At 47.3% G+C, this 17,338-nt stretch carries 12 protein-coding genes and 1 tRNA gene; 9 read left to right on the plus strand and 4 right to left on the minus strand.

Translation table 11 applies throughout. The features are described 5' to 3' along the window. Window positions 1-49 precede the first annotated feature (49 nt). Entirely contained in the window at window positions 50-346 is a 297-nt protein-coding gene (locus HZF10_RS11750; protein ID WP_176006396.1) for a thioredoxin family protein, read from the plus strand. Here the strand turns inward: HZF10_RS11750 and HZF10_RS11755 are convergent. Continuing rightward, window positions 343-981: a polysaccharide deacetylase family protein gene (locus HZF10_RS11755; protein ID WP_176006397.1), complete on the minus strand. Its 639-nt coding sequence runs from the start codon at window positions 979-981 to the stop codon at window positions 343-345. The two genes, HZF10_RS11750 and HZF10_RS11755, sit on opposite strands and share 4 nt — an antisense overlap. A 96-nt stretch (window positions 982-1,077) precedes the next feature. Continuing rightward, window positions 1,078-4,299: a glycosyltransferase family 117 protein gene (locus HZF10_RS11760; protein ID WP_176006398.1), complete on the minus strand. Its 3,222-nt coding sequence runs from the start codon at window positions 4,297-4,299 to the stop codon at window positions 1,078-1,080. A 217-nt stretch (window positions 4,300-4,516) separates the two neighbouring features. Here HZF10_RS11760 and HZF10_RS11765 point away from each other — a divergent pair. Further along, window positions 4,517-4,587 (plus strand) — tRNA-Gln (locus HZF10_RS11765). A gap of 150 nt (window positions 4,588-4,737) precedes the next feature. Here the strand turns inward: HZF10_RS11765 and HZF10_RS11770 are convergent. Continuing rightward, window positions 4,738-5,562, minus strand: a complete 825-nt coding sequence (locus HZF10_RS11770; protein ID WP_176006399.1) for a universal stress protein — start codon at window positions 5,560-5,562, stop codon at window positions 4,738-4,740. A 172-nt stretch (window positions 5,563-5,734) separates the two neighbouring features. Here HZF10_RS11770 and rimP point away from each other — a divergent pair, with 172 nt between their 5' ends. From rimP to infB, 3 genes are read left to right on the plus strand one after another with little or no spacing between them, the layout of a single operon-like run. Beyond that, window positions 5,735-6,199: a ribosome assembly cofactor RimP gene (gene rimP / locus HZF10_RS11775; RefSeq protein WP_176006400.1), complete on the plus strand. Its 465-nt coding sequence runs from the start codon at window positions 5,735-5,737 to the stop codon at window positions 6,197-6,199. 6 nt (window positions 6,200-6,205) lie between these two features. Further along, the gene (gene nusA, locus HZF10_RS11780; RefSeq protein ID WP_176006401.1) at window positions 6,206-7,450 is read left to right on the plus strand and encodes a transcription termination factor NusA; all 1,245 of its coding nucleotides are present in this window, start codon (window positions 6,206-6,208) and stop codon (window positions 7,448-7,450) included. Window positions 7,451-7,499: 49 nt separating this feature from the next. After that, complete coding sequence (gene infB, locus HZF10_RS11785) at window positions 7,500-10,292, plus strand: translation initiation factor IF-2 (protein WP_176006402.1); 2,793 nt, start codon at window positions 7,500-7,502, stop codon at window positions 10,290-10,292. Between the two features lie 57 nt (window positions 10,293-10,349). Here the strand turns inward: infB and HZF10_RS11790 are convergent, their stop codons facing one another. Further along, entirely contained in the window at window positions 10,350-10,739 is a 390-nt protein-coding gene (locus HZF10_RS11790) for an SPOR domain-containing protein (protein ID WP_176006403.1), read from the minus strand. A 219-nt stretch (window positions 10,740-10,958) separates the two neighbouring features. Between HZF10_RS11790 and HZF10_RS11795 the strand changes: the two genes are divergently transcribed. Genes HZF10_RS11795 through HZF10_RS11810 form a run of 4 tightly spaced genes read left to right on the plus strand, consistent with a single transcriptional unit; the run spans window position 10,959 to window position 17,338 of the window. After that, window positions 10,959-12,296, plus strand: coding sequence for a c-type cytochrome (locus tag HZF10_RS11795; RefSeq protein ID WP_176006404.1), 1,338 nt, complete (start codon window positions 10,959-10,961; stop codon window positions 12,294-12,296). Between the two features lie 31 nt (window positions 12,297-12,327). Then, on the plus strand, window positions 12,328-15,378 hold the full coding sequence (locus tag HZF10_RS11800; RefSeq protein ID WP_176006405.1) for a TAT-variant-translocated molybdopterin oxidoreductase: 3,051 nt from the start codon (window positions 12,328-12,330) through the stop codon (window positions 15,376-15,378). A 36-nt stretch (window positions 15,379-15,414) separates the two neighbouring features. Then, window positions 15,415-16,821 carry an NrfD/PsrC family molybdoenzyme membrane anchor subunit gene (gene nrfD, locus HZF10_RS11805; protein ID WP_176006406.1) on the plus strand — a complete coding sequence of 469 codons (1,407 nt, stop codon included), beginning with the start codon at window positions 15,415-15,417 and terminating at the stop codon, window positions 16,819-16,821. Continuing rightward, on the plus strand, window positions 16,808-17,338 hold the full coding sequence (locus HZF10_RS11810) for a DUF3341 domain-containing protein (RefSeq protein ID WP_176006407.1): 531 nt from the start codon (window positions 16,808-16,810) through the stop codon (window positions 17,336-17,338). Before nrfD ends, HZF10_RS11810 begins: the two co-directional genes overlap by 14 nt.

Here is a 17,338-nt window from a genome sequence, read left to right on the forward strand (position 1 = left end):
TATGTTAAAAACCCTATATTTGTAATGCAAAGGTTAAATTTGTAAGACTATGTCAAAATTTGGCGAACTGATCAACGCGCCTGTTCCCGTACTCATTGACTTCTACACCGAGTGGAACGAACAGTCCGTTGCCATGCACCCTGTTATTCGCGATGTTGCCGCCGCTTTAGGCGATAAGGCGAAAGTCATCAAAATAGACGTCGATAAAAATCAGGAATTGGCCGATGCGCTTCGCATCAAAGGCTTGCCTACGCTGATGATTTACAAAAGCGGGCAGATGATCTGGAGACAATCGGGAGAGCTAGACGCCAATACGATCATCGGGTTGGTGCAGGAGCAAATCTAACGCAACGCTTCGCAGGTAAAGCCGTTTTCCTTTAAGTATTTCAAAGTTTCGGGTAACGCAAAACTCATATTGCGCAACGCTTTTTGGCTGTCGTGGAAAATCACGATGCTACCCGGACGGATATTCTTCAACACGTTTTCAAGACATTTTTCGGGCGTGATCGATTGGTCGAAATCGGCGCTCAAAACGTCCCACATGATTATTTTGTAACCGAGTTTCCTCAATTCGCGCGATTGGGCCGAGGTCACTTTTGCATAAGGCGGACGCATCAGACGGGATTCGTCTGTTGTCAACGCGTCTATTTCATCCTGGCAAAGCCGAACGTTCTCGAGATAATCGGCCTCGGGCGTTTTCCAGCCGTTGAGATGGTTGAACGTGTGGTTTCCGAACGTGTGTCCTTCGGCTAAAATTTGGCGGAAAATATCGGGATTCTTTCGGATGTTGTCGCCTATGCAGAAAAACGTGGCTTTTGCATTGAAATTTCGCAGTTGCTCGAGAACGAAACCGGTGGCTTCCGGAATCGGGCCGTCGTCGAAAGTGAGGTATACTTTCTTGTGTTGCGAAGCGATGCTCCACACGAATTGCGGGAACAGCTTTTTGATGAGCCAATGCGTTTTTATCCAATAGAATTTCATGGTTATAAGATAGGAAAGACGTGTGGATTTTAAATGAAAAACCTCAAAGGTTTTTGAAAACCTTTGAGGTTTAAAGCAGTCCAAAACTGCATTTTATTACTCAGGATCACGTCCGAAAAGCTTGAACTTGTCGTTATACGAGTTGAACGTCGCTCGGTTCTTGTTGTAGAACTCGATATCGCCTCTTTCCTTCATCACTTGCAGCAGGCTTCTGTAGCGTTCTATGGCACTTACCACATCAACTGCGATCAGGCTTTGCTCGGAATTCCTCAAACCTTTGTAGAACATGAGTTCCTGTTGGTATTTCACCATGAGTTTTTGCAGCAATTCACGTGCTCTTTCTTTTTCGCCCACTTCGTACAATCCGCCTGCGAAAGGCTCGACCATCGTGTAGTAGCCGTAATAATCCATCGGCATTTTGGAAAGCGCGAGATTGATGATGTTCTTGGCTTTGTCGGTCTTGCCTTCGTTGATGAGTTGCTCCATCAAACGCGCCATATTCGTGCGGTACGTGATGCTGTTTTTGCGTGTTTCCGGATCGTGGTAGATTTTGGTGCTTTCGCCGTTGCCCCAATCCCATTTGGTGACGATGCCGTACATTTTTTCGGAATCAATGCTGCCCATGTCGAGCATGCTAGGCGCTTTCTCCAACGATGTTTTCATCGGGACGAGTTTGTAGACGACACCGTCCAACTGCAGATAATCCTTCATCCACAGATAATCGTCGTCGCCGAAACTTCCACCCGTGAAATAAATCGGACGTTTCCAGTTGTTGTTCTGCAAGATGTCGAGCATCATGATGCGGTTCTTGTAAATCGCCGGCCCTTTGATCTCGATGTCGATATACGGAACGATCGAATCATTGTATTTCGAATCGATGGTCTTATTGGCGATGATCGCGTTCTTGTCTACCGGAATCCTGATTTTGTTCGTCGGATAGAAATGATATTTCTGGCCGTTCTGCATTTCGACTAGCGCACGCGGATCTTCGAGTTTCAAGAAATCGAGGAACTGTTTCAAGCCGATGGCTTCCTTGGTCGTTTGCTGGAATACGGCATAATCGAGCTTGTCACCCACATATTGGTCGTGGCTGAACGAAATCGGAGCACCTTCCGCATCCCAAGTCTTCATTTTGGATTGGTCGATGTACCAATCGGTCATGAAAAGGCTCGTATTGATGATCTTGATGTCGCGTCGGACGCCTTCGATTTCCTGTGCGTACCAAAGCGGGAACGTGTCGTTGTCGCCAATGGTGAACAGAATCGCGTTCTTATCGCACGAATTCAGGTAGTTTTTGGCCATCGCGATTGCGGTGTAACGACCCGAACGATCGTGGTCATCCCAGTTTTGGGAAGCCAGGATTAGAGGCGAAGCAAGCAAGCATACGCCGATTGCAATTTGTCCGGCGATTTTTGGCTGCAACCATTTACGCACGGTTTCGTAAATCGCATAAACCCCGAATCCGACCCAAATCGCGAAAACGTAGAACGAACCTACCAAAGCGTAATCGCGCTCACGAGGCTCGAAAGGACGCTCGTTAAGGTAAATCTTGAGCGCCAATCCCGTGAAAAGGAACAGCGCGAGCAAAACGTAGAAACTCTTGAGGTCTTTGTTTGCGTGCCATGCCAATCCGATGATGCCCAAAATCAAAGGCAGGAAGAAATAGACGTTGCGGCCTTTGTTGTTTTTGGCGTCGTCTGTAAGGTTGTCTTGAGAGCCCAAATGCATTTCATCGACGAACTTGACGCCGCTGAGCCAGTTTCCGTCGAGGTTGTCGTATTTGCCTTGGATGTCGTTTTGGCGTCCGGTGAAATTCCACATCAAATAACGCCAGTACATGTAGCCGAACTGGTATTCGAACATAAAGCTCAAATTGTCGCCGGTCGACGGTTTTTTGATCGTCAGGAATTCGCCGTAATGCTTCAGAAAACTCACGTAGCCTTCGTTGTCGATCTGTCCGCTTGCATAAGCTCTGCGGAATTCGGAAACGATATTAAGGAGTTCTTGTTTGTTTTCTTCTTCGATTACTTCATCGATGTCGGCGCGGATAGAAAACTCCGGCGGACTCGTGAAATTGATGTAATTCTCTACGTGTTCGGTGCTCCAAAGTCGCGGCAAAATCGCTTTTTGGTTGTCGTCACTGTTCTGTTCGGCGTTTTTCCAGTTGTTCGTGATGACGTATTTGCCGGTTTTGTAGTCGCGCTCGTAGTTCGGTTTCTTGTCGAGATACGGTTCGTCTTCGTCAAGCCCGGCGAACATGTCGGTATATTGAGGTCCATAGAACAATGGATTCACGCCGTACTGCTCGCGGTTGTAGTACGCCAAAAGCTCGGCCGCATCCGAAGGTTTGTTCTCGTTGATCACGGTGTTGGCATTGGCGCGTATCGGAAGCATCATCCAGGTTGAGAATCCTAGGAAAATGAACAATATGCAAAGGATGACCGTGTTGTAGAAAACGAGTCCTTTTTTGCGTGTGTATTTCAATCCGAAATAGAACAAAGCGACCATCACCAGAACGGCGAAAATCGTTCCCGAATCGAACGGAAGCCCGAAACTGTTGACCATGAAAATTTCGGTTTTTCCGAAAATGGCCATCGTCCAGGGCAACATCAATTTAAAGATGAACAACAGGATGCCCACCACGACGATATTGGCGACGATGAAATTCTTGATCGTGATCGTCTTGTAATTCTTGAAGTAATACAGATAACCGATCGACGGAATCGTAAGCAAAGCCATGAAGTGAACTCCGAACGACAATCCGATGACGAGTGAAATGATCAGCAGCCATTTGTTTCCGCGAGGCGTGTGCATTTCCTCTTCCCAGCGTAAACCGAGCCAGAAAAGAAGCGCGATCAGCAACGAAGCGGCCGCGTAAACCTCGGCTTCTACGGCGTTGAACCAAAAACTGTCGGTGAACGTGAAAGTAAGTGCGCCGATGAAAGAAGCGCCGAGAACGACGATGGCGTTGTTTTTATTCCAATCCGAAAATTGGGTGATGATTTTCCGGAGTACGATAGATGATGACCAAAACAAGAATAAAATCGTGAAGGCGCTCGAAAACACCGAAATCATGTTCACCATTACCGCTACATATTGGTCACTGGGTGCGAACATCGCTAAAAAGGCGCCCAGCATTTGGAACAAAGGTGCTCCCGGCGGGTGGCCTACCTCAAGATTGGCGGCGGTGGCAATGTATTCGCCACAATCCCAAAAACTCATGGTCGGCTCGACGGTAAGAACATAGGTGATCAAGGCAATAGAAAAAGCGACCCATCCGGTAATCGTATTCCACTTGCGGAAATTGAAATCTGTCATCGTACAGAGGTTATTAATGCGTTACAAAGAAACTGTTTTTTTACCAACGGCATGGGCGGTTAACAAAAAATTCTATGGCCGGACCGATCAGAAAGAAAGCTAAATTGTTGTAATAGACAGTTCTCTGAAAAAGATGTCACAGAAGTTTAGAAAAAAAACAAAAAAATTTGCGAAGAACAGATTTTGTTTTAAATTTGCACTCGCAATCAAGCTATGCTGGTCCATGGTGTAATGGTAACACTACGGTTTTTGGTGCCGTCTTTCTAGGTTCGAGTCCTAGTGGGCCAACAGGAAAGCCTCCCGATCGGGAGGCTTTTTTTATTGTGGAAACTCCAAATCCCATTTCTTTTTGCAGCAATCTTTAGAATGTTTATAAAAGCAAAAAGTCCGCAGAAAGCGACGGACTTTTTACATTCATACTCCAAAATTGGGATTTGCTCAGATTTTAAAAGTCACCACCGGACGGATCGCGTGATTCACCAAATCTTCGCTGATGCTTCCGTTAAAGAAGTGTGCGAAACCGGTGCGTCCGTGCGTGCACATGCCGATAAGGTCTGCCTTTACGCTGTTGGCGAAGTTCAGGATGCCTTTTTCTACGTTCACGTCGTTGTAAATATGAAGAGAGTAATTCGTGAAGTTCACGTCGCGCATGAAGTCGTTCATGATGTTTTCGGCGACTTGGGTCGGTTTGAAACTGTTCGGCGTGTTGATCATGACCAGTTTCAGGTGGGATCCGAAATGTGAAGCGATATCGACCAATTGTTTGAACGGTTTTTTGATCTCGTCCGAGAAATCCGAAGCGAAAACGAAATTATCCGCTTTGAATTCGGCCATCTCGTTTTTGATCACGAGTACCGGAATGTCTGAACTGCGAACCACTTTCTCTGCGTTCGAACCGATGAACATCTCGTGGAAACCGCTCGCGCCATGAGAGCCCATAACGATGAAATCGGCATTCTCTTTCTTGGCGACGCTATTGATCCCTTCGTAGACTTTTCCGAAACGCGTGGTTTCCGTAACGGTGAGTCCTTCGAGGTAAGGAGCGTCGAGCAGGCCTTCGAATTTGGCCATCGCCTGGTTTTTGAAAAAGATGATTTCGGGTATGTCTGCCCCTTTTACCGCTGCGTCGCTGCCTTCGTGAGGCAACTCGAGCATGTGGAGCAATAAGATTTCGCAGTGTTGTTTTTTGGCGATTTGAGCGGCCACCTTAAGGGCGTATTCCGCCTGATCTGAAAAGTCGGTAGGCACTAAAATTTTTTTCATGTGAAAGTGGTGAATAAGTGTTTAATGATTGTTTGTTTCTCTAGAAATAAAGTTACGAATTATTTAACTGTTAACGCTCATTTTTGGTTTATAAAAAAATAACTATATTTGCATCGTTATTTATTTGAAAACTAAATAATGAGGGGACGAGAGTCCCCTCTTTTTATACCCTATGACGTTTAAAGACAAAGTCGCGGAACTTTTGAATGCCGCACTCGAGGAAAAACCATCGGTATTCTTGATAGATCTTTCTGTTAATGAAGCCGGTAAAATCAACGTGACCCTAGATGGAGACCATGGTGTGACGCTTCAGGATTGCATCGACGTGAGCCGTGCGATAGAGCACAATCTAGACAGGGAAGAACAGGATTTTTCTCTTGAAGTGGCATCCGCAGGAGCGACATCGCCGTTGAAGTTGGTTCGCCAATACAAGAAAAATATCGGGCGCACGCTACAGGTGAAAACCGCCACCGAAACCATCGAAGCCGAAATCACAAATGCCAACGACGATTTCATTACGTTGGAATGGGAAGCGCGCGAACCCAAAAAAGTAGGAAAAGGAAAAGAAACTGTTCAAAAGAAACAGGAAATCAAATATTCAGAAATCAAAGAAGCAACCGTTACAATTAAATTTTAAAGTAATATGGAAAATCTCGCATTAATCGACTCGTTTTCAGAGTTTAAGGATGATAAATTGATCGATCGCGTTACGCTGATGGCCATCCTTGAAGATGTGTTTAGAAATGCCTTGAAGAAAAAATTCGGATCCGATGAGAATTTCGATATCATCATCAACCCAGACAAGGGTGATATGGAAATCTGGAGACGTCGCGTAATCGTTGCCGACGAAGACCTGGATTTGGAAAACGAAGAGATTACACTTACCGAAGCCCGTAAAATCGAACCCGATTTCGAGATTGGCGAGGAAGTTTCCGAAGAAGTAAAGCTCATCGATTTGGGAAGACGTGCCATTTTGGCTTTGCGTCAGAACCTGATCTCGAAAATACACGAGCACGACAATACCAACCTCTACAAACAATTTAAAGATTTGATAGGGGAAATTTATACTGCCGAAGTGCACCACGTTCGCCCTAGAGTCGTAATTTTGGTCGACGACGAAGGAAACGAGATCGTGCTTCCGAAGGAAAAACAGATCCCGTCCGACTTTTTCCGCAAAGGAGACAACGTACGCGGAATCATCGAAAACGTGGAGTTAAAAGGGAATAAGCCGCAAATCATCATGTCGCGTACCTCAGAAAAATTCCTCGAGAAATTGTTCGAGCAGGAAATTCCGGAAGTATTCGACGGACTGATCACCGTGAAAAACGTAGTGCGTATTCCGGGTGAAAAGGCGAAAGTTGCAGTAGATTCTTACGACGATCGTATCGATCCCGTTGGAGCCTGCGTCGGTATGAAAGGCTCGCGTATCCACGGAATCGTGCGTGAATTGGGCAACGAGAACATCGATGTCATCAACTATACGAATAACATCCAACTCTTTATAACACGTGCCCTTAGCCCGGCAAAAGTGTCTTCGATCAAACTCAACGAAGATCAGAAAAGGGCAGAGGTTTATTTGAAACTCGAAGAGGTTTCGAAAGCCATCGGACGCGGCGGACATAACATCAAACTGGCAGGGTTGCTTACAGGTTATGAGCTTGATGTCATCCGCGAAGGAAACATCGCAGAAGAAGAGGACGATGTGGAATTGACCGAATTCTCGGATGAAATCGAAGGATGGGTCATCGAGGAGTTCGCCAAAATCGGGCTTGACACGGCTAAAAGCGTGTTGAAGCAAGACGTGGCGGATCTTGTTCGAAGAACCGACCTTGAAGAGGAAACCATCCTGGACGTGATGCGTATCCTCAAGGAAGAATTCGAAGGATAATTACGAATAACCACAACAACACGACCACAGTAATAACTAAAAAGATTTTATGTCTGACGAAAGAGTAATAAGAATTAACAAGGTTTTACGGGAGCTGAACATTTCCTTGGACCGTGCCGTGGATCATCTCAAAGACAAGGGTATTGCCATTGAGTCGAATCCGAACGCCAAGATTTCGCAAGGCGAGTACGACCTGTTGATGAACCAGTTCGCGGGCGATCGCGGAAATAAGGTTGCATCACAGGAAGTAGGCGAGGAGAAACGCAAGGAAAAAGAAGCGCTTCGCATCGAAAGGGAAAAAGAAATCGAGGACAAACGCAAATACGACGAGGAGCGCGCGAGGCAGCAGCAGGAAGTAATCCGTGCAAAAGCTAATGTGACGGGCCCTAAAACCGTAGGCACAATCGACCTTGAAAAGAAAACCCCTGCGATGCCGGAAGCACCTAAAGCCGACTCAACCGTTAGCGAACCGGTGAAGCCAGCCGCTCAGGAGCCGACTGCTCCGGTCGAGTCAGTTGCGCCTGTACAAAAACAGGAAGAAGCCAAGCCAGAAGCGCCTGCCGCTGCGGTAACTCCGCCGGCACCAGCATCTCCTGCGCCAGCTGCGGCAGCGCCTGCAACACCTTCTGCGCCGGGCGAGGAAACTTTCGCGACCCAATACCAAAAGCTTACAGGTCCTGTCATTTCGGGTAAGACCATCGACCTTTCGCAATTCGAGCGCAAGAAGAAGGAAACGCCGAATACTGGCCAAGGCAATAACAACAATAACGAGAAGAACAAGCGCAAGCGCATCGTGAAACCGAATCCGGGAGCTCCGGGACAACGTCCTCAAGGCGGTCCAGGCGGGCAAAACAGGCCAGGTGGTCCAGGCGGACAGAACCGTCCGGGCGGAGGTTTCCAAAAAGGGCGTCCTGCGATTGTTTCCAAAGTCGAACCGACCGAGGAAGAAGTTAAAAACCAAATCCGTGAAACCCTTGAAAAACTTCAGGGAAAAGGCGGAAAATCAAAAGCAGCCAAGTATCGTCGCGACAAACGTGATACGCACCGTCAGAAATCAGAAGATGAACAACGTTCATTAGAAGAAGGAAGCAAAGTGCTTAAGGTAACCGAATTCGTTACCGTAGGTGAAGTTGCGCAAATGATGGATGTGCCGATCACGAAAGTCATCGGAACCTGTATGTCGCTCGGAATCATGGTGACACAAAACCAACGTCTCGATGCGGAAACGCTTACGATCGTTGCCGATGAATTCGGTTATGAAGTGGAATTCATCACTACGGATATCGAAGAGAATATCCAGGTTGTCGAAGACCGCGAAGAAGATTTGGTCAATCGTGCGCCGATCGTTACCGTAATGGGTCACGTCGATCACGGTAAAACGTCGTTGCTCGATTATATCCGTAAGGAAAATGTAATCGCTGGCGAATCGGGAGGAATCACGCAGCACATCGGAGCTTACGGCGTAACGTTGGAAGGCGGACAAAAAATCGCATTCCTGGATACTCCGGGTCACGAAGCGTTTACCGCGATGCGTGCGCGTGGTGCTCAGGTTACCGATATCGCGATTATCGTTATCGCGGCAGACGACGACATCATGCCACAAACAAAAGAAGCGATTTCTCACGCCCAAGCGGCCGGAGTTCCTATCATATTTGCGATCAACAAGGTCGATAAACCGACGGCGAACCCTGACAAAATCAAGGAACGTCTTGCGGGAATGAACTTGCTCGTCGAAGATTGGGGCGGAAAAATCCAATCGCACGATATTTCTGCAAAAACAGGTCTTGGCGTCAAGGAATTGCTCGAGAAAGTATTGCTCGAGGCCGAAATCCTTGACCTGAAAGCCAATCCAGACCGTTTGGCTTCCGGAACCGTTGTCGAAGCGCAATTGGACAAAGGTAAAGGCTACGTTGCCACTATTTTGGTACAGAACGGTACTTTGAAGATCGGAGATTATATGCTTGCCGGTAAAAATCACGGTAAGATCCGTGCGATGCACGACGAGCGTGGCCATGCTTTGAAAGAAGCGGGTCCTTCAACCCCGGTTTCCGTGCTTGGTCTCGACGGAGCGCCAACCGCAGGTGACAAATTCACGATTTTCGACGATGAGCGCGAAGCCAAGCAAATTGCGGTAAAACGTACGCAATTGCAACGCGAGCAGTCGGTTCGTACGCAGCGTCACATCACGCTTGCCGAAATCGGTCGCCGTATCGCTTTGGGTCAGTTCAAGGAACTCAACATTATCATCAAGGGTGACGTGGACGGTTCGGTAGAAGCGCTTTCGGACTCGTTCTCGAAATTGTCTACAGAAGAAATCCAGGTCAATATCATCCACAAAGGTGTTGGTGCGATCACCGAGACCGACGTGAACCTGGCTTCGGCTTCGGACGCGATCATCATCGGATTTAACGTGCGTCCTTCGGCTTCTGCCAAGCAATTGGCCGACAAAGAGGAAATCGATATCCGAAACTATTCGATCATCTACGACGCAATCGACGATTTGAAGGACGCTATGGAAGGAATGCTTTCTCCTGAAATCAAGGAAGAAGTTACCGGAACGGCCGAAATCCGCGAGTTGTTCAAGATTTCGAAAGTGGGTACGATTGCCGGATGTATGGTTACCGACGGAAAGATTTTCAGAACTTCCAAAATCCGCCTGATCCGCGAAGGTGTTGTTATCCACACCGGAGAACTTACTGCGCTTAAGCGTTTCAAGGACGATGTGAAGGAAGTTTCGAAAGGATACGATTGCGGTATCCAGATTAAAGGTTACAACGACATTGAATTGAACGATTTGATCGAGGCTTTCCAGGAAGTAGCGGTCAAGAAGAAGTTGAAATAAGAACTTTAATAAAAAAAAGCCCCAATTACGGGGCTTTTTTTATGTAGTGTCGTGAAATTACTTGTTGGGTTTGATAATGATCGCGTTCGGATATTTCTTGCGAAGATCGGCAAGGTTCTTTTCGGCCTCTATGCGCGATTTGAAATTGCCGACCCATACTTTATAGGCAGGTGTGCTGAAAACCACCGTAGCATCTAAATTTTTGAAGTCTTTGCGGAAGTCAGTCAGGATTTTTTTGGAGCTTTCGCTGTCGCCGTTGAAAATTTGGATCTTGTATTTGTCGTTGACCGTGATCGATGAATTGATGCGTCGTTTTTCATTGAGCAGCTGTTCGAATTTAGGATCTTGGGAAACGGTGACGGAACCGCTTTGCGCCCATGTCGAAGTGCTAAAAATGCAGCAGGTCAAAACAGAAAAACAAACAGGTTTGGCGATGTGAAATTTCATAAATGCGTGATTTTTATACAAATGTAAACCTTAATGATTAAGCGCCCCAAAAAAAATTATTTAGAATTATTATAAATTGATTATTAAGACTATTTTAAGGTTTTCAGACAAGTCTATAAATTGTATTTTTGCTCAAATTTTTAAGCGAAGTACCGATTTTACAGCGAAAATTGCTGTGAAAACCGTGCCAAAAACTTCAAGTCGATAATCATTTACAATATGAAAAAAGTGGGTAACCATAATTCGATTCTAAAAACTTTGTTCTTTAGTTTAGCGCTGATTCTCACGTCGTCCTCGGTCGTTTTGGGTCAAGAAGCTGCTCCTGCGGCTGCTGCTCCTGCTGCTGAGGCTGCCGCCGCTCCTGCCGGAGCCGGGGATCCTGTAAAAGGAAAGGCTTTGTTCAATACGAACTGCGCGGCATGTCACAAACTTGACGCAAAGTCTACCGGTCCTGCACTTCGAGGTGTAGCCGAAAAACACCAAATGTCTTGGATTTACGACTGGGTGCACAACAGCTCGGCCATGATCAAGGCGGGTGACGCTGCGGCTGTCAAGCTTTTCGAGGAGAACAACAAGTCTGTAATGACGGCTTTCCCACAGCTTTCTACCGCCGATATCGACAACATTATTGCCTACACGTCGCAGCCAAAAGCTGAACCTGCTGTTGGTGCTGCCGGAACTGCAGGCCCTCCGGGAACTGCTGCTTCAGATAGCGGAATTTCAAACAACGCCATTCTTATCGCGCTTTGTGTTGTTCTTTTGATCCTGGTAGCTGCTTTGGTTATGGCGAACCGCGTCTTGACGAACATCGCTGCTAAAAACGGTATCGAGGTTGCTCCGAAAGAAAAATCGCTTCCAATTTGGGTGGCTTTTGCGCGTAACCAATTCCTGGTTTTGGTGAGCTCGATTTTGTTGTTGCTTGCTGCTGGTTATTTCTTCTACGGTTGGGCGATGCAAGTAGGCGTCGATCAAGACTACGAGCCGATCCAGCCAATCCACTACTCACACAGGATCCACGCCGGAAGCAACGGTATCGACTGTAAGTACTGCCACTCTGCGGCACGTGTCGGTAAAAATGCTGGAATCCCGTCGCTTAACGTTTGTATGAACTGTCACAAGAATATCTCTGAAGTGTCGGATACGACTGCGACTGCAGAGCACTCGAAAGCATTCTACGACGGAGAGATCGCCAAACTTTACGACGCTGTCGGATGGGACAAATCGACTCAAAAATACACAGGTAAGACTCATCCTGTAAAGTGGGTCCGTATCCACAATCTTCCAGATTTCGTTTATTTCAACCACTCTCAACACGTGACGGTTGCCGGTATCGAGTGCCAAACTTGTCACGGTCCGGTTCAGACGTTCGAACTTATGAAACAATTCTCTCCGTTGACTATGGGCTGGTGTGTGAACTGTCACAGAAAGACCGACGTGAAGATGGAAGGAAACGAGTACTATGCCAAAATCCACGATCAACTTGCCAAGAAATATGGCGTCGATAAGTTGACGGCTGCCCAAATGGGAGGTCTTGAGTGCGGTAAGTGCCACTATTAATCAATTACTAAGAAGCTAATTTTTATATACGATGTCATCAAACAAAAAATACTGGAAAAGTGTTGAGGAACTAAACGAAGGCAGTTCTATTGTTGAGACGCTTAAAAACAACGAATTCGTTGAAGAGATTCCGGTAGAGGATTTTCTAGGCGATAAGGAAGCTTTGACTTCTTCATCGACTTCACGACGTGACTTCTTAAAATTCGTCGGGTTCAGTACAGCTGCGGCTTCTTTGGCAGCTTGTGAGGGTCCGGTTCACAAATCGATTCCATATGTAGTGCAACCTGAGCAAATCGTTCCGGGGGTTTGGGATATGTATGCCACGACTTTCTTCGACGGTTTCGATTTCGCCAACCTGTTGGTGAAGACGCGCGAAGGTCGCCCTATCAAAATAGAGAACAACAAAATTGCGGGTGCTAAGTTTTCGGCAAACGCAAGGGTTCACGCTTCAATCTTGTCGATGTACGACAGCATGCGTTTGAAGCAACCTAAAGTAAACGGCAAAAACGCTACTTGGGATGAAGTGAACGCCGCTGTTAAAGCAGGTTTGGCAAAAGGCGGAAAGAAAGTGGTCCTTACGGGAACTATCGCTAGTCCGACTACGCAAAAATTGATCAATGAATTCTTGGCTGCTCATCCGGGCGCCGAGCATATCCAATACGATGCTGTTTCTTCTTCGACCGCTTTGGATGCTTTCGAGCAGGTTTACGGCGAAAGAGGATTGGTGGATTACGATTTTGGAAAATCTGACCTTATCCTTTCGATAGGTGCCGATTTGCTTGGCGATTGGCAAGGTGGCGGATATGAAAACGGTTACACCCAAGGTCGTATCCCGCATCAAGGAAAAATGTCGCGCCACATCCAGTTCGAGGCGAACATGACGCTTTCGGGGGCAAACGCCGACCGTCGTGTCCCGATGACGCCGACACAACAAAAACAAGCTTTGGCTTTGGTTTACAATATCGTTTCGGGAGCCGGAGATGCTTCTTCCCTCGATGCAAAATTGAAAGCGGAAGTCGTGAAAGCCGCACAACAATTGAAACAAGCCGGATCGCGCGGAGTCGTGGTTTCCGGAATTGACGATAAAGATGCCCAACTCGTAGTTTTGGGAATCAACCAGACATTGGCTTCGCAAGCTTTCGTGAATGCGCCGATCCGTCAAATCCGCAAAGGATCTGACAGTAAAATCCAGGCTTTCCTTTCGGACTTGACTTCTGGAAAAATCGGATCGCTTATCATGAGCGGCGTGAACCCGGCCTATACGTTGCCAAATCCGCAGCCTTTTGTGGATGCGGTCAAAAAACTTCCGCTTTCGGTATCGTTCACGACTCGTGAAGATGAGACTGCCGAAATCTGTAAAGTGGCTGCGGCAGCACCTCACTTCCTGGAATCTTGGGGTGATCTGATGCTTACGAAAGGCACTTACTCGCTTACGCAACCGACTATCCGTCCATTGTTCAACACGAAACAATTCGAAGAATCACTTTTGGAATGGAACGGAAGCCAGGCTTCTTACTACGATTACCTAAGAGCGAATTCTGCGGCTTACTTGGTTGGGACTTCTTGGAATAAAGCGGTTCACGACGGTGTTTTCGTTAATGCTGTTCAGGGTGTCGCTGGCGGAGCCGGTAATTTCTCTGCTTCTGCTTCGGCTTTGGCTGGTGCGAAATCGCTTGGTAAGTTCGAGCTTACGCTTTACACCAAAACAGGTTTGGGAGACGGCCAGCAGGCCAACAACCCATGGCTCCAGGAATTCCCGGATCCGATCACTCGTGTGTCTTGGGATAACTACGTGACCATTTCGAAATTCGACGCCGACAAACTCGGTCTTGAAAATAAAATCGTTGCCAATGGCGGTTTGAACGGTAGTTATGCTACGATCACCGTCGGAGACAAAAAATTGCAGAACGTTCCTGTGATCGTCCAACCGGGCCAAGCTCACGGAACTATCGGTATGTCGGTAGGTTACGGTCGCAAGGCTTCGATGCAGAAAGAAATGCAGGTCGGTATCAATGCGTATGCGCTTTACAACGCTTTCAACAGTGTTCAAGGTGCCGACGTAAAAGCGGAATCCGGCGAACACGAATTCGCTTGCGTTCAATCGCAAAAAACATTGATGGGTCGCGGAGACATCATCAAGGAAACTACACTGGATGTATTCAACAAAGAGAACGCCGAGGTTTGGAACCCAATGCCGATGGTTTCTCTTGACCATAAAGAAACGCCGGTTACCAAAGTAGATCTTTGGGAATCGTTCGACAGTACGACCGGTCACCACTTCAACCTTTCTATCGACCTTAACGCCTGTACAGGTTGCGGGGCTTGCGTCATAGCTTGTCATGCCGAGAACAACGTTCCGGTAGTGGGAAAATCGGAAGTGAGAAGAAGCCGCGATATGCACTGGTTGCGCATCGACCGTTACTATTCTTCGGAAGAGACTTTCGAGAAAGACAACGAGAAGAAAGACAACTTCGACGGATTGTTCGGTGACAAAGGTTCATTGGGCGGATTCGGAGAAATGGAGTTGCCTGCGGACAACCCGCAAGTGGCGTTCCAGCCGGTAATGTGCCAGCACTGTAACCACGCTCCGTGTGAAACGGTTTGTCCGGTTGCCGCTACGTCGCACAGCCGTCAAGGTCACAACCACATGGCGTACAACCGTTGCGTCGGAACACGTTATTGCGCGAATAACTGTCCGTACAAAGTGCGTCGTTTCAATTGGTTCTTGTACAACAACAATGAGGAATTCCCATTCCATATGCAAGACGATCTAGGACGTATGGTTCTAAACCCAGACGTAAACGTACGTTCGCGTGGGGTTATGGAGAAATGTTCGTTCTGTATCCAAAAAACTCAGGCTACGATCCTGGCCGCCAAACGCGAAGGACGCGCTGTAGGTAAAGATGAATTTGAAACGGCTTGTTCCGCTGCTTGTTCTACTGGCTCGATGAGTTTCGGGGATGTGAACAACCAGGATGATCCAATCTTCGCTCTTAAGAACAGCGACAGGATGTATCACTTGCTCGAGCACGTCGGTACGCAGCCTAACGTATTCTACCATGTTAAGGTGAGAAACGTCTAAATCAATCACGAATTAATTACGAAAACACGATAAAGTATGTCATCGCACTACGAAGCACCCATCAGAAAACCCTTAGTTATAGGTGATAAGACATATCACGATGTAACGGTAGACGTTGCCTTTCCTGTTGAGGGACGTGCCAACAAACAATGGTGGACCGTATTTACAATTGCACTTGTCGCTTTCCTTTGGGGAGTAGGTTGCATCACTTACACCATCGCTACCGGTATCGGTTCATGGGGTCTCAACAAGACAGTAGGTTGGGCTTGGGATATCACCAACTTCGTTTGGTGGGTAGGTATCGGTCACGCCGGGACCCTGATTTCTGCCGTACTCTTGTTGTTCCGTCAACGTTGGAGAATGGCGATCAACCGTTCTGCAGAGGCGATGACGATTTTCTCGGTAGTCCAGGCCGGTTTGTTTCCGGTAATCCACATGGGTCGTCCATGGCTCGGATATTGGGTACTTCCGATTCCTAACCAGTTCGGATCGCTTTGGGTGAACTTCAACTCACCGCTCCTTTGGGACGTATTCGCGATCTCGACTTATCTTTCGGTATCACTCGTTTTCTGGTGGACAGGACTTCTTCCTGACTTTGCGATGCTTCGCGACAGAGCCGTGACTCCGTTTACAAAAAGAATCTACACAATCTTGAGCTTCGGATGGAGCGGACGCGTAAAAGACTGGCAGCGTTTTGAGGAAGTTTCCCTCGTTCTTGCAGGTTTGGCGACTCCACTTGTACTTTCGGTTCACACGATCGTATCCTTCGACTTTGCTACCTCGGTAATCCCAGGATGGCACACGACCATCTTCCCTCCTTACTTCGTTGCGGGTGCGGTATTCTCCGGATTCGCGATGGTGAACACGCTCCTTATCATCATGCGTAAGGTGTGTCACTTGGAAGCTTACATCACGTTGCAACATATCGAATTGATGAACATCATCATCATGATCACCGGATCTATCGTAGGTGTCGCCTACATCACCGAATTGTTCGTGGCGTGGTATTCGGGAGTGGAGTACGAACAGTACGCTTTCCTTAACCGTGCGACAGGACCTTACTGGTGGGCCTACTGGTCGATGATGACTTGTAACGTATTCTCTCCACAGTTCATGTGGTTCAAGAAATTGCGTACATCGATCATGTTCTCTTTCGTAATCTCGATCGTCGTAAACATCGGTATGTGGTTCGAGCGTTTCGTAATCATCGTGACGTCGCTTCACAGAGATTACCTTCCGTCTTCATGGACGATGTTCTCTCCGACGTTCATCGACATCGGAATCTTTATCGGAACCATCGGATTCTTCTTCGTATTGTTCCTACTTTACTCTAGAACTTTCCCTGTAATCGCACAGGCCGAGGTTAAGACCATCCTGAAGACTTCAGGCGAATATTTCAAAAAACGCAGAGACGAAAATCCTTCACACCATGAGCACCACTAATAAAGTACTACACGCCATTTACAACGACGACGACGTCCTGATGGATGCCGTGAAGAAAACACGTGCGGCCCATCACCATATCGAAGAGGTATTCACGCCTTTTCCTGTACACGGACTCGATAAAGCAATGGGAATCGCGCCAACGCGTTTGGCCATCTGCGCGTTCATCTACGGATGTACAGGTTTGTCGGTCGCTACATGGATGATGAACAATATCATGATTTCCGACTGGCCTCAGGATATCGGAGGTAAGCCAAGTTTCAGCTACATCCAGAACATGCCCGCTTTCGTACCGGTAATGTTCGAGATGACGGTATTCTTCGCTGCCCACTTGATGGTCATCACTTTTTACATGAGAAGTAGATTGTGGCCGTTCAAAGCAGCCGAAAACCCAGACGTTCGTACTACCGACGATCATTTCCTTATGGAAGTAGCCGTAAAAGGAGACGAAAGCGAAATGGTTTCTTTCTTTGAGAAGACCGGCGCAGTTGAAGTTAAAGTAATCGAAAAGCACTAA

This window comes from Flavobacterium agri, assembly GCF_013401995.1.
Lineage (GTDB): Bacteria > Bacteroidota > Bacteroidia > Flavobacteriales > Flavobacteriaceae > Flavobacterium > Flavobacterium agri.